This window comes from Ornithinimicrobium tianjinense, assembly GCF_014636495.1.
GTDB lineage: Bacteria > Actinomycetota > Actinomycetes > Actinomycetales > Dermatophilaceae > Ornithinicoccus > Ornithinicoccus tianjinensis.
In genome coordinates this window covers 22539-36180 of record NZ_BMEM01000001.1, presented here as the reverse complement: position 1 = coordinate 36180, position 13642 = coordinate 22539, and the positions used below count along the sequence as shown (strand labels likewise).

Annotated in this window: 10 protein-coding genes and 1 pseudogene; 4 read left to right on the top strand and 7 right to left on the bottom strand. The window is 73.9% G+C overall.

Annotated elements, in window-relative coordinates:
* The first annotated feature begins 178 nt into the window (after positions 1–178).
* Entirely contained in the window at positions 179–1108 is a 930-nt protein-coding gene (locus IEV65_RS00130) for a type IV toxin-antitoxin system AbiEi family antitoxin domain-containing protein (RefSeq protein ID WP_188427612.1), read from the top strand.
* Between the two features lie 31 nt (positions 1109–1139).
* Here the strand turns inward: IEV65_RS00130 and IEV65_RS00125 are convergent, their stop codons facing one another.
* A complete protein-coding gene (locus tag IEV65_RS00125; RefSeq protein ID WP_229734747.1) occupies positions 1140–3038 on the bottom strand; it encodes a potassium transporter Kup in 1899 nt (632 codons plus the stop codon).
* Positions 3039–3085: 47 nt separating this feature from the next.
* Between IEV65_RS00125 and IEV65_RS00120 the strand changes: the two genes are divergently transcribed.
* Positions 3086–3871, top strand: coding sequence for a crotonase/enoyl-CoA hydratase family protein (locus IEV65_RS00120; protein ID WP_188427611.1), 786 nt, complete (start codon positions 3086–3088; stop codon positions 3869–3871).
* A 124-nt stretch (positions 3872–3995) separates the two neighbouring features.
* Here IEV65_RS00120 and IEV65_RS00115 read toward each other — a convergent pair whose 3' ends face one another.
* Both IEV65_RS00115 and IEV65_RS00110 read right to left on the bottom strand, forming a co-directional pair.
* Positions 3996–4637 (bottom strand): alpha/beta fold hydrolase, encoded by a 642-nt coding sequence (locus IEV65_RS00115; RefSeq protein WP_188427610.1) that lies wholly within the window; start codon positions 4635–4637, stop codon positions 3996–3998.
* 31 nt (positions 4638–4668) lie between these two features.
* Positions 4669–5199, bottom strand: a complete 531-nt coding sequence (locus IEV65_RS00110; RefSeq protein ID WP_188427609.1) for an NADPH-dependent FMN reductase — start codon at positions 5197–5199, stop codon at positions 4669–4671.
* Between the two features lie 107 nt (positions 5200–5306).
* Between IEV65_RS00110 and IEV65_RS15865 the strand changes: the two genes are divergently transcribed.
* Positions 5307–7751: an AAA family ATPase gene (locus tag IEV65_RS15865; RefSeq protein WP_188429305.1), complete on the top strand. Its 2445-nt coding sequence runs from the start codon at positions 5307–5309 to the stop codon at positions 7749–7751.
* A 38-nt stretch (positions 7752–7789) separates the two neighbouring features.
* Here IEV65_RS15865 and IEV65_RS15985 read toward each other — a convergent pair.
* Positions 7790–8386: pseudogene (locus tag IEV65_RS15985) on the bottom strand (DUF8692 domain-containing protein); the annotation flags it as partial.
* Between the two features lie 218 nt (positions 8387–8604).
* On the opposite strand from IEV65_RS15985, the gene IEV65_RS00100 reads away from it, so the two are divergent.
* Positions 8605–9912, top strand: a complete 1308-nt coding sequence (locus tag IEV65_RS00100) for a PQQ-dependent sugar dehydrogenase (protein ID WP_188427608.1) — start codon at positions 8605–8607, stop codon at positions 9910–9912.
* On the opposite strand, the gene IEV65_RS00095 is transcribed toward IEV65_RS00100, so the two are convergent.
* The 3 genes from IEV65_RS00095 to deoD are packed head-to-tail and all read right to left on the bottom strand — an operon-like array spanning position 9909 to position 13630.
* The gene (locus tag IEV65_RS00095; RefSeq protein ID WP_188427607.1) at positions 9909–11849 is read right to left on the bottom strand and encodes a glycosyltransferase family A protein; all 1941 of its coding nucleotides are present in this window, start codon (positions 11847–11849) and stop codon (positions 9909–9911) included. The genes IEV65_RS00100 and IEV65_RS00095 overlap by 4 nt on opposite strands.
* Before the next feature lie 4 nt (positions 11850–11853).
* Positions 11854–12882 (bottom strand): alpha/beta fold hydrolase, encoded by a 1029-nt coding sequence (locus tag IEV65_RS00090; protein ID WP_188427606.1) that lies wholly within the window; start codon positions 12880–12882, stop codon positions 11854–11856.
* A 25-nt stretch (positions 12883–12907) separates the two neighbouring features.
* Positions 12908–13630: a purine-nucleoside phosphorylase gene (gene deoD, locus IEV65_RS00085; protein WP_188427605.1), complete on the bottom strand. Its 723-nt coding sequence runs from the start codon at positions 13628–13630 to the stop codon at positions 12908–12910.
* Between the last annotated feature and the right edge of the window lie 12 nt (positions 13631–13642).

Genomic DNA, 13642 nt, shown 5'->3' with positions numbered 1-13642 from the left:
ACATACCCTCCCCGCCCGACAGGCCCCCACGTCCGGATCGCGACTCGCGACCGGCTTCTCTGATGTGCGTCGGATGCATCCGACCCACAGGAGCAAAAGAGGTCGCGAGTCCGCGCTTGTCCACAGGGTGGCCGCAGCACGACCGCGCGGAACGCGGGTGGACCACACACTGACGGGCATGGACCCGCGCGTACGCAGCCACCTCGACAGCTACCAGGGCGTGCTCTCGACCAAGGCCGCCCTACGGCTCGGACTGAGCCACAACGACCTCCGGACGATGGTCGCGCGGGGCGCTCTCGTGAGCGTCGCCAACGGCGTCTACCTCGAGGCTGCCCTCCTGGCCGAGGCAACCCCCGAGGAGGCCCACAAGCTGCGGGTCTCAGCCCTGGTGCTGGGCAAGGGCGGCTCCGTCGCCGCGAGCCACCACAGCGCGGCAGTCCTTCACGGTCTACCGGTGCTCCGTGAGGCGCTCTCCGTCCTCCATGTGTCCCACACCCGGTCCCGAGCCAACACGAGGCGCCGGTCGACGTTCACCCTCCATCGTTCTCCTGATCCCGACGCGTTCGGCGAGGTCGGGTCGATCGCGGCGGTCATCCCCGCGCTGGCGGTCCTCGGCACAGCCCTGCTCGCCGGGGCACGGTCGGGGGTCATGGCGGCGGACGCTGCCCTCCACCAGGGGCTCACCACCCGTGACGAGCTCACCGAGTGGCTGATGCGACTGGCCCACGTGCCCGGCGTGGGTCGGGCCCGACATGTGGTGCAGGTCGCCTCCTCCCTGGCCGAGTCACCGGCGGAGTCGCTGCTGCGGCTCGCTCTCCTGTCCCTGCGACTGCCCTTCGTCGAGCAGCACCCGATCGACCTGGACGGGTGGACCTGTCGCGTCGATTTCTACCTCCCCACGCTCGGGGTGGTCGTCGAGATGGACGGAGCCTGCAAGTACGAGGGATCGGACGGCAAGCTGGCCCTGGTGTCAGAGAAGCGCCGCGAGGACCAGATCCGCGCTCTCGGCTACGGCGTCGCCCGCATCGAGTGGGCAGACCTCTTCCGGCCGGAACGCATCCACGCCAAGATCCGAGCAGCAGCCCTCACGACTCGCCTCGCCGGCTGAGACGGCACACTCAGGGCTACTCACGACCGGTTCAGAAGTTGACGCGAGCGCCGGTGATCACCGTACGGCCGATGGGCAGGCGGAAGTACTGCGTCGGGTCAGCCGCGTTGCGGGCGAGCATCGCGAAGAGCTTCTTGCGCAGCTGGCCCATGCCCGGACGTTCGCTGCGGTGGATGGTGATCCGGGACAGGAAGTACGTCGCGCCGGAGAGGTCGATGCCCAGACCCTCGTCGCGCGCCACGGCCAGCCCGGCGGGCACGTCCTGGGTGTCGGAGAAGCCGTAGCGCAGCGTGACGTGGGTGACGTGGTCGTACGGGTCGCCGAGGTCGTCCACGACGACCCGCTCCGCAGCGGACACGTGCGGCACGTTGACGCTCTCCGTCGTGACGATGAACACCTCGTCGTGGATGACGTGGTTGAACTGCACGTTCTCCCGCAGCGCGAGCGGCGTGGTGGCCTTGTTGGGGTGGAGGAATATCGCGGTGCCCGGGACCCGCAGGATCTTGGCGTCGTTGTGCACCATGTCCAGGAACTCCGAGAGCGGCCCTTCGAGCTTGTGCCGACGCGCCGTGACCAGGTCGCGCCCGCGCGCCCACGTGGTCATGACCGTGGCAACCCCCAGCGCGACGACGAGCGGGAGCCAGCCGCCGTGCAGCACCTTGGCGATGTTGGCGCTGAAGAACGCGAGCTCCACCGACCCGAAGACCAGCCCGAACAGCGCCACCTGCCACGCCCTCCACCGGAGGGCAGTGAAGGCATACACGCAGAAGAGGGTGGTGGTGAGCAGCAGGTCGGTGGTGACCGCGACGCCGTAGGCCGTGGCCAGACGCTCGGACGCGCGGAAGGTCAGCAGGAGCAGCATGACGCCGGCGAAGAGCAGCCAGTTGACGCTCGGGATGTAGATCTGGCCGCCCTCCTCCTCGCTCGTCTGGCGCACCGTGAGCCGCGGCAGGAAGCCCAGGCGCTCGGCCTGGCGAGCGACCGAGTAGGCGCCGGAGATCACGGCCTGGCTGGCGATGATCGTGGCCATCGTCGCCAGGATCACCAGCGGCAGCTGCGCCCAGGTGGGGGCGAGGTGGAAGAAGGGGTTGGCGATCTCGTGGCTGTCGCGCAGGATGAGCTGCGCCTGGCCCAGGTAGTTCAGGGTGAGGCTGGGGAAGACCAGCGCGAACCAGGCCCACATGATCGGGATCCGCCCGAAGTGGCCCATGTCGGCATAGATGGCCTCGGCCCCGGTGATCGCGAGGACGATGGCCCCCATCGCGACGAAGGCCACCAGCGGGTGCTGCCACACGAACAGCGCCCCGTGGTGCGGCGAGAGCGCCGTGAGCACCGCGGGCTCCTGCACGATGTGGGTCACTCCGAGGGTGGCGAGCGTCACGAACCACAGCACCATCACCGGCCCGAAGAAGCGCCCGACGTGATGGGTCCCGAACCGCTGCACCGCGAAGAGCGCCGCGATGATGGTCGCCGCGATCGGCACCACGGCCTCGCTCGTGCCCGGCGCCGCGACCTCCAGGCCCTCGACGGCGGACAGGACCGAGATCGCGGGGGTGATCAGGCTGTCGCCGAAGAACAGCGACCCGCCGAAGACGCCCAGGATGAGCACGATCCGGTGGCGCCGACCGCCGGCGCGGACGCTCCGGGCGGTCAGGTGGGCGAGCGCCATGACGCCGCCCTCACCCTCGTTGTCGGCGCGGAGGATGAAGTTGAGGTACTTGACGGCCACGATCAGGCAGACGGACCAGAACAGCATCGAGATCACGCCGTAGACGTTGTCGACGGTCGGGCGGACCAGGCCGTCGTCGAGGGCGAAGACGGTCTGGACGGCATACAGGGGGCTGGTGCCGATGTCGCCGAAGACGACACCCAGGGCCCCGAGCACCAGCGGTGCCGCCGAGCCCGCGGCACGCGGTCGTGCAGAAGTCACGATCGTCCAGAGTACGCCCGCTTCCTCGCCGTGCGACCCTACGCGGTATGACGTCGCTCACCTCCGCCCCGACCGTGACCACCTCCGTCGTCGCGGGGGTGGCGCGGGTGCGGTTGAGCCGTCCCGACAAGCTCAACGCCCTCACGCTGGCGATGATCGACGAGCTGGTCTCCGCGGCGCGGCTGGTCAGGCGGGACCGTTCGGTGCGTGTGGTGGTGCTGTCGGGCGAGGGCGACGCCTTCTGCGCCGGGCTCGACCTGCGCGCGGCGCTCGGCGATCCGCGCGGCATCGCGACCCGGTTCGTGCCGCGGCCGTGGCCCTGGCCGTCGACCAACACCTTCCAGGAGGTCGGCTGGGCGTGGCGGCGGCTCCCGGTGCCGGTGATCGCGGTCGTGCACGGCCACTGCCTGGGTGCCGGACTGCAGCTGGCCCTCGGGGCCGACCTTCGGGTGTCGACCGCGGACGCCCAGTGGTCGGTGCGAGAGGCGCGGTGGGGCCTGGTCCCGGACATGAGCGGCACCCGGACGCTGACCGAGGTGGTGGGCCTGGACGTCGCCAAGGACCTGACGCTGACGGCCCGGACGGTCGACGGGACCGAGGCGCACCGCCTGGGGCTGGTGACGCGCGTCGCTGGTGACCTGGCGGCGGCGCACGGGGTCACGGACGAGCTCGTCAGCCAGCTCGTGGCGCATGACCGGGGTGCTCTCGCCTCGGCGAAGCGGCTGCTGGACGGAGCCGCGCGGGGCTCGGCCCACCGGGCCTTCGCGCGCGAGCGGCGGGCCCAGCTGGGCCTGCTCCGGCGGCTCGACCGCAGCGGGCTCCCCGGCCGCTGAGCCTGTCCGGCCCGGCAGGAACGCCTGTCCGGTCGGTCAGGAACGCCTGTCCGGTCGGTCAGGAACGCCTGTCCGGTCCGGCAGGAACGCCTGTCCGGTGCGGCAGGAACGCCTGTCCGGTCGGTCAGTCGAGGAAGTCGCGCAGGACCTGCACGAGCGCCGCGGGCGCGTCCTCGTTGACCATGGGGCCGGCTCCCTCGACCACGCGCAGCCGGGCGCCGGCGATCGCCTGCTCGAGCGCCCGCGCGCCCAGCTGACCGGCGCGGTCCCGGGCGCCCACGACCACCAGCGTGGGCGCGACCACCCGGGGCAGCGCGGCCGACAGGTCGAGGTCACGGGCGGCGGCGAGCGCCTCGAGGAGCCGGTCCTTGCTGACGCCCGAGTCGGCCAGCCGGGACTGCGGCATCAGCCGGACCATGCCGGCCTGCAGCCGAAGGGCCGTGCGCGACGGTCGCACCTGGCCGCCCACGAGGACCAGCCTCCGCACGCGGTCCGGGTGGTCGGCCGCCAGCTGCGCGGCCACCATCGCGCCCAGCCCGACACCGCATACGTCGACAGCCTGCAGCCCCTCGAGCATGAGCTGCTGGTCCAGCGCAGCGGCGGCGTCGGGCAGCGGCAGCGGCCGACGGTCGGTCGGCTTGAGCCCGGGCACCCACGGAGTGAGCAGCCGCCGGCTCCCGTAGAGCGGCACGACCACGTCCTCCCAGGCCATCGGCGCCTGGCCGGGCGCGTGGAGCAGGACGAGGGGCGTGGCGGTCGCGGTCACCCCGTGAGGGTATGCCGTGCGGTGACCGGTCTCAGACGGTGGCGGGGACCTTGGCGCCGAGCTCGGCGTAGAGCGCCTCCAGCTCAGCCTCGTCGGCGGCCTCGAGGATCTGGCCCTCGGGGGTGAGGTGCTCGGTGAAGGTCAGCTTCGGGCCCTCGACCGGCGCGGCCTTGAGGTGCTCGAGCACGGCGACGAGCTGGCCGGCGGAGCGCGCGCCGCCGCCCCAGCCGTAGCTCACGGTGCCGATCGGCTTGTCCCGCCACTCGGCGTAGAGGGTGTCGATGGCGTTCTTGAGCGTGGCCGGGAAGCTGGCGTTGTACTCCGGCACCGTCATGATCAGCGCGTCGTAGCTGCTCACCGTCTCGGCCCAGGCGATCGTCGTGGGCTCGGAGTAGGCGCCCTTGGCCGGCGGCTCCGGGTCGGCGAGGAAGGGCAGGTCGACCTCGGCGAGGTCCACGAGCTCGGCCTCCACCCCCTCGGGGGCGTTGCTGACGACCCACTCGGCGACCTTGGGGCCGATGCGCTGGGGACGGGTGCTGCTGACGATGACTCCGATCTTCATGACACGGACAATGACGATTGACGATTCAACTATTCCGTCTGTGACGCACGGCACAGTCCCCCGCCCCGCCCACCTCGCCCCGCTAACCTCGACCGGTGACCGACCCGATGATCCGCGTCCGCGGTGCCCGGCTGCACAACCTGCGCGACGTCGACGTCGACCTGCCCCGGGACGCGCTCGTGGCCGTGACCGGCGTCTCGGGCTCGGGGAAGTCGAGCCTGGCGTTCGGCACGATCCACGGGGAGGCCCAGCGCCGCTACCTCGACTCGGTGGCCCCCTTCGCGCGCCGCCTCATCCACGCCGCCGTCGACCCCCGGGTCCGCGACGTCACCGGGCTCCCGCCGACCGTCGCCCTGGAGCAGGGGCGCGGCGGAGGTCTGTCGTCACGCTCGTCCGTCGGCACCGTCACGACGGCCGGCAGCACCCTGCGGATGCTCTGGTCCCGGTGCGGCGACTACCCGCCGGGGGCCACGCCGCTGGACTCGGACCACTTCTCCCCCAACACCGCGGTGGGCGCGTGCCCCGCGTGCGGCGGTCTCGGCGTGCGGCACGTGCCGACCGAGGCCTCGATGGTGCCGGACGACACGCTCTCGATCGCCGAGGGCGCGGTCGCCGCGTGGCCCGGGGCGTGGCTCGGCAAGAACTACCGCGACATCGTCGCCACGCTGGGCCACGACGTCGACCTGCCCTGGCGCGAGCTGCCCGCGGCCACGCGCGAGTGGATCCTCTTCACCGAGGAGCAGCCCGTCGTCACCGTCGTCCCCACGCGCGACCCCGAGCGCATCCACCGCCCCTACCAGGGCACCTTCTCCTCCGCCTCCCGCTACGTCCTGCGCACCCTCGCCGAGACGCGGTCGGCCACCCAGCGCCGTCGCGCCCTCAGGTATGTCGAGACGCACCCCTGCGAGGTCTGCGGCGGCCGGCGTCTGGGCCGGGACGCGCTGGCGGTCACCTGGGACGGGCTCGCGATCGACGAGGCCTCGGCCCTGGCCGTCGACGACCTGCTCACCCGGATGCGGCCCCGGCTGACCGCGCTGACCGCACTGACCACCACGGAGGACGCGGGCGGGCCGAACGCCCGCGCCGAGGCCGAGCGCGTCCTGCTGGAGGACCTCGTCGGCCGGCTCTCCCTCATGGCCGACCTGGGCCTGGGGCACCTGGCCCTGGGCCGCCCGTCGACGAGCGTCTCCTCCGGTGAGCTGCAGCGGCTGCGCCTGGCGACCGCCCTCCGCTCCGGGCTGTTCGGCGTGGTCTACGTGCTCGACGAGCCGTCGGCCGGGCTGCACCCCCGGGACACCGAGCGGCTGCTGCGGCTGCTCCGTGGGCTGGTCGCCGCGGGCAACACCGTGGTGGTCGTCGAGCACGACATGGCGGTCGTGGCCGGCTGCGACTGGGTGGTCGACGTCGGCCCGGGCGCCGGCTCCGAGGGCGGTCGGGTGCTGTGGTCGGGCGACCTCGACGGCCTGGCCTCCGCGCAGGACTCCGTCACTGCGGGCTACCTCCACCGGCCCGTCCACGTCGACGAGGTGCGGTCGGCTTCCCCCCGCGAGGGGACCGGTGTCCTCTCGCTGCGCGGGCTGACCCGGCACACGGTCCGTGACGTCGACCTCGACCTGCCCCTCGGCGCGCTCACCGTCGTCACCGGCGTGTCCGGGTCCGGCAAGACCAGCCTGCTCGACGCGGTCCACGACGTCGTCGGCGAGCGCCTGGCCGCCGTCGAGGACGAGCCGGAGGTGGAGGACGACGCCGACGGCGACGACGAGACGGCCCCGGTGGGCACGGCGCGGGCGGAGGCGAGCGGGCACGGCATACCGAACAGGGTGGTGCGGATCACGCAGAAGCCGATCGGGCGCTCGCCGCGCTCGACGCTCGCGACCTACACGGGCCTCTGGGACCAGGTCCGCACCGTGTATGCCGCCACGCCCGAGGCCCGTGCGCGCCGGTTCGGCGCGGGCCGGTTCAGCTTCAACACCGCCGCCGGGAGGTGTCCCACCTGTCAGGGCGAGGGCGCCGTCTCGGTCGAGCTGCTGTTCCTGCCCGGCACCTACTCGGTGTGCCCTGACTGCCACGGCGACCGCTTCGCGCCCGAGACGCTGGAGGTGCGCTGGACCGGCGCGGACGGGGTGGCCCGGACGGTCGCCGACCTGCTGCGGCTCACCGTGTCCCAGGCGCGGGAGGTCCTCGCGGAGCTCCCGGCACCGCGGCGGGCCCTCGCCGCGCTGGAGTCGCTGGGGCTGGGATATCTCACGCTGGGCCAGCCGGCCACCGAGCTGTCAGGCGGTGAGGCGCAGCGGATCAAGCTGGCGACCGAGCTGCAGAAGGAGCGGCGGGCGCCGACGCTCTACGTCATGGACGAGCCGACGAGCGGGCTGCACCCGGCCGACGTGCACCGGCTGCTGCGGCAGCTGCACGCGCTCGTCGACGCGGGTCACACGGTCGTGCTGGCCGAGCACGACCCCGTGGCGCTGTCGACCGCGGACACCGTCGTGGAGATGGGTCCCGGGGCCGGCGGCGCGGGCGGTCGGGTGGTCGCCGCGGGCGCGCGCACCTGAACCCGCAGCGGCAGCCACGACCTCACGATGACGTGGACGGCATACACGCAGGCGACCATCTCGAGGGCCTCCTCGAGGGTGCTCACCACCTCGAAGGTCCCGACGGCACCCTGCCGCCAGAAGTAGCCGCTCAACGCCTCCATGCCGAGCGCCCCCAGCAGGTAGACCGCGAGCGCGAGGCCGAGCCAGCGGCGCATCTGCGGCGACAGCGTGCGGGTGGCCAGCGTCAGCACGCCCACGAGACCGGCCGCCAGGGGGATCCCCACCATCAGCCAGGTGAAGGTCGGCAGCGGGTTGCTGGTCACGAGGTGGGCCGTGCGCTCGTGCAGCCGGGTGGCCTCGTCGAGGCTCATCAGGAGGGCGACCGCACCCACCACCGCCCACCCCCAGCGGCGGCCGCGGCTGCCGGTCAGACCCGCGCTGACCAGCGCGGCCGCGCCGACGAGCGCCAGCAGGCCGGCGTTCCACCAGGCCGCGAGGCCGTGCTCGGAGCTGACGTCGAGATAGGTGGCGAGGTCGTCCCAGCGCGTCTCGGCCAGCGTGAGCTGCAGCAGCAACGAGATCGCCGCCAGGGCGCCGGTGACGACGAGCAGCGTCGTCGTCCACCGGCGGAGAACCGCACCGTCCACCACCATCCGCTGATCGTAAGTGCTGCCGGGCTCCCCGACCGAACGCCGCGCAGTCCGCACCGGAAGCGGGAGGGGCGCTCCCGCAGCGGACGCTCATCTTGACGCGGGAAGCTGCTCTTGCAGCGGGTTGCTACCCGCGCGAAGAACGGTTTCCCGCAGTCAGTGGGGGGCGGGCCTCGGCGTCGTCGGGGCCCGTGCGAGCCGGCCGCCCTACAGTGGCAGGTATGAGGCGCTCGTCACCGCTGCGTCCCACCGCGGTCACCGCCCTGATCGCCGCGGCGGTGGCGCTCGGGGCCTGCAGCCAGGCTGGCCTTCCGGACGACCCGAGCAGCGGGTCGCCGGTGCGCACGAGCAGCGGGGCTGCGGGGGATGCGGGCGGCGATGCCAGCCGCAGCGCCCCGGCTGACGCCTCCACCGACGCGCCGCCAACGACCGCGCCTCCCACCACGCCCCCGTCGGAGGACGTCCCGGCCCTCGCCGTCGAGGTCGTCGCCGAGGGCCTGTCCCTTCCGTGGGACGTGCAGCTGCTGCCGGACGGCACCGCGCTGGTGGGTGAGCGAGGCGGCCGCCTGCTCGCGGTCGGTCCCCCTGACGGAGACGACCCCGACGCGCGCGGCAGGGTACGGGAGGTGGACCTGGACCTGCCTGACCTCTTCGTGGGCAGCGAGGCCGGGCTCATGGGGCTCGCGGTGTCGCCGGCCTTCGAGCAGGACGGCACCGTCTACGCCTGCCACGCCGCCCGGCCCGCAGACCAGCCGCCGGACGTGCGCGTCGTGGCGGTCCGGCTCGACGAGGCGGCGACGAGGGCACGGGTGGAGAGGGTGGTGGTCGACGGCGTACCCCTCAGCTCGGGGCGGCACAGCGGGTGCCGGCTGCTCCTCCTCGACGACGGCACCCTCCTCGTCGGCACCGGGGACGCCGCCCAGGGCGGCAACCCCCAGGACCTGGGCTCGCTCGGCGGCAAGGTGCTCGCCGTGCGCCCGGACGGCACGCCTGCGCGACCGGGCGGGCACGTGGCCGGCGCGGACCCGCGGATCCTGACGTACGGCCACCGCAACGTGCAGGGCCTGGCGCTGCGGCCCGGGACCGAGGAGGTGTGGGCGGTCGAGCACGGGCCGGACGTCGACGACGAGGTCAACCTGCTCCGGCCGGGGGCCAACTACGGGTGGGACCCCGAGCCCGGCTACGACGAGTCGGTGCCGATGACCGACCTCGACGCGTTCCCCGACGCGGTGGAGGCGGCGTGGTCCAGCGGTGCGCCGACCCGCGCCACGAGCGGGGCGGTCTTCCTCGACGGTCCCGCCTGGGGCGCCTGGGACGGCGCGCTGGCGGTGGCCGAGCTCAAGGGCAGCGGGGTGACGGTGCTGACCCTCGACGGCACCCGGGTGGTCGACGAGGCCAGGGTGGCCGAGCTGGAGGGCCGCTACGGTCGGCTGCGCTCGCTGACGCTCGACGACGACGGCGTGCTGTGGGTGACGACGTCCAACGGCGACGGCGCTGACGTGCTGCTGCGCGTGGCGCCGCGCGGCTAGGAGACCACGGCGAGCAGGTCCGCCAGGAGCGGCAGCTCCCAGCCGTCCGAGCGCCAGGCCTCCTGCTCGGCCCGCGTCCGCGCGACCCACAGCGGCGCCCGCCCCGACAGCTCCCGGGCGGTGTCACCGGCGGCCTCGAGATCGCGCGGCGGCTCCCCCGGACCGGGCGGCACGGCGGCCACCACGACCCGGTCCGCGCGCAGGGCCGGCAGCGGCCGGGCCGGGAGCGCGAGCAGCCCCGGCTCGAGCACGAGCAGGGTGGCGGCCCGCACGTCGTCGGGGTCGGTGAGCAGGTCGACGCGGGACTCCCGGGCGGCGCGCAGCAGCTCGGCGGCGTGGTCGGCCTGCTCGGCCCGCGCCCGCGTGAGGTCCTCCCGCGCGAGCACCGCGAGGCGTTCCTGCCCGGTGGCCAGCGCCTCCAGGGTCACGCCGGCGGCGGCCGGCAGCGGGTCGGCCGCGTCGGCGAGCAGCACCAGCGGGTATGCCGTGCGCGGCGCCTCGTCCGCACCCGGCAGGGCGCGGACGAACGAGCGCGGCACGGCATACGGGCGACGGCCCTCCCGGAGCAGCGGCAGGCTGTCCTCACCCTCGGCCAGGCGCCGGTGCCAGTCGCGGAAGGAGCTGCGGAAGAGGACCCGGTCGGGGTGGTGCCAGCCCCAGCTGAAGTCGGCGCGGGACAGCGAGCCGCCCGCGAGGCGCGTCACCGCCAGGGGCTTGACGACGTCCACCACACCGCCGACGAGGCGCAGCCGCTCGTGGAGCTCGGAGTCCGCGCCCTTGCGGATGCTGTCGAAGGGACCGGTCCGGTCGAGGACCTCGCGGCGGACGAGGAGCGAGCTGGCGTTCATCCGCTCGGGGCGGTAGCCGAACCACTGGCGGGTCAGGTCGGGGCGGCAGCGGATCGCGACGCTGCGGCTCGCGGCCGCCTCGGGGTGCTCGGCGAGCAGCGCCACCTGCTCGGCGATCCGCTCCGGGTGCGACCAGTCGTCGGCGTCCTGGGTGGTGACGAGGGATCCGCGAGCGTGGCCGAGCGCGGTGTTGCGAGCGAGGTAGGACCCGCCGTTGACCGGCTGACGGATCAGGCGCACCCGCGCGTCGAGCGCCGCGCACTCCTCGAAGACGGGGTCGAAGTCCGGGCCCGACGCGTCGTCGACCAGCAGGACCTCGAGGTGGCCGTGGGTCTGGGCCAGCACCGAGCGCACCGAGGTGACCAGGCCGCGGCCCGGGCGCCAGGCCGGCATGACCACGGTGACGAGCGGGCCGTCCACCGAGCGGCCGGGCGGCAGCTGCAGCCCGTCGAAGGGGGTCTCCTCCGTCGGGTCGACGAGCGGCCCGGCCAGCCCCCGCGCGCGGAAGCGGGCACCGAACAGCCCCACCCACGCGTCGTGCTCCGCGGGCTGCCGGTCGGTGACCGGGAGAGCCGCGTCGAGATGGGGGTCGGCCAGGTCCGCGCGCAGCCCCGCGGTCACGTCGGCGCTCACCCCGTCGAGGGAGGACAGCCCCGCGCGCACGAGGTCGTGGCGTCCGGCCAGGAAGGCGGCCTGCAGGTAGTGCCGCTGCTCGAGCCGTCGCAGCCCGCGGGGGCCGTGGGCCTGCAGCACCTGGCGGTAGACCTCGACGGCAGCGACCAGCTCCTCCGCGGAGCGCGCCGCCCCCGCCCACGCGGTCGCGAGGGCGACGGTGAACGGCAGCGTGCCGCCGGGGACCAAGGCGCGGGCGGGCAGCGCCAGACCCTCGCCCAGGCGCGGGACCAGCTGGGCCGGGCCGCGCCCCACGGCGGCCGCGTCCGCGAGCGCCCCGAGCGCCGCGTCGTGGCGGCTGCGGAGGGCGACGGCCAGCAGCTGCTCGGCGGTGCGGCCCGGCGGGAGGCAGGCGCGCGCCAGGGCCGGCGTGGGAGGCGGCGGCGTCGGTCGCGACGTGGTCGGCTGCAGCGTCATCCGGTCAGCGCAGGAAGGCGCGCACGTCGGCGGCGAAGCGCTCGGGGTGCTCCAGGTGCGGGCTGTGGCCGCACTCCTCGTAGACGGTCTCGGTCACCTCACCGCCGGCCGCGGTCAGCACGGCCCGCATCTGGGAGACCATCGGCTGGGTCGGGCAGACGTCCTCCCCGGGGTAGCCGGGCACGACCCCGAGCCGGCCGAGCTGAGCCAGGTCGAACATCGAGGTGTCGGAGACGATCTGGTCGTCCGCGCCGCGGATCCACAGCACGGGCGGCACCGGGTCGAGGTCGGCGAAGCCGGACTGGTCGAGATACTTCGGCGAGAGCGCGTTGTTGGTGCCCGTCGTGCCGGGGGCCACCCCCGGCCAGTTCGGCGACGACGTGAGGTCGCCGGGGTAGACGTCGTCGCCGACCTTCATCGCGAGCATGCCGTCGACATACTTCTCCTCCACCTCGGCCGGGAAGGTGAAGCCGGGCCGCACGTAGAAGGTGCGCAGGGTGAACCGCGGGCTGGTCGGGCCGTCGCCCCGGTCGCCCTCGGCGAGCGCCCGGCAGAACTCCGGGTTGGCGGTGCCGCCGCCGGAGCCGGCGAAGTCGTCCGCGACGGGTCGCCCGTCCTCGCCGGTGGTGCCGCCGAAGCCGTAGGGGCTGCCCGGCGCCTCCAGCACCAGGCGCCGGACCCGGTCGGGATGGTCGATGGCCAGCTGGAGCGCGATGTTGCCGCCGGCGGACCAGCCGAGGACGTCGACCGGCCCCTCCACGCCGAGCGCGTCCAGCAGCGCCGCGAGGTCGTCGGAGAAGTCGGCCATCCCCCGCGTCGCGTCGATCGTCGCGCGCTCGGAGTCGCCGTAGCCGCGGTAGTCGGGCGCGACGAGGCGGAAGTCAGCCGACAGGTCCTCCATCAGCTCCTCGAAGAACACCGAGGAGCTGACGTTGCCGTGCACGAGGAGCAGGACCGGGCTGGCGGGGTCGCCCGCCTCACGGACGAAGGTGTCGAGGCGGGCGGTCCGGACGCGCCGGGTCACGATGCTCATGCCCGGATCCTGCCAGGTCGGGGCCTCAGGCGGTGGGCAGGGGCGTGGCCAGCATCGCCTCGAGCGCGACCGTGACCATGTCGCCGAAGGTCTGCTCCCGCTCCTGGGCGGTGGTCTCCTCGCCGGTGAGGATGTGGTCGGAGACCGTCATGACGCCGAGCGCCTGCCGCCCGTGCAGCGCGGCCAGCGTGTAGATCTCCGCGGCCTCCATCTCGACCGCGACGACGCCGTACTCCACGACCTTCTGGGTCAGCTCGGGGCGGGCGTGGTAGAAGCTGTCCGAGCTGAAGACGGTGCCGACCAGGTGCCGGGCACCCGCCTGCTCGGCGGCCTCGACGGCGCTGCGCAGCAGCCCGAAGTCGGCGACCGCCGGGTAGTGGTAGCCCTGGAAGCGGATGGTGTTCATCGAGCTGTCGGTCGCGGCGGCCTGGGCGATGACCACGTCGCGCACCGCCAGGCGCTCGCTCAGCGCGCCGCAGGAGCCCACCCGCACGAGCTGCTGCACGTCATACTCGCGGATCAGCTCGTTGCAGTAGATCGAGGCGGACGGCTGCCCCATACCCGTCCCCTGCACGGAGACGCGCTCGCCGCGGTAGGTGCCGGTGAAGCCGAGCATGCCGCGCACCTCGGAGTAGCACTGCGCACCCTCGAGGAAGTTCTCGGCGATCCACCGGGCGCGCAGGGGGTCTCCGGGGAGGAGGACTCGGGGGGCGATCTGGCCGGGCTCGGCGGCGATGTGCGTGCTCACGGAGGTCAAGGG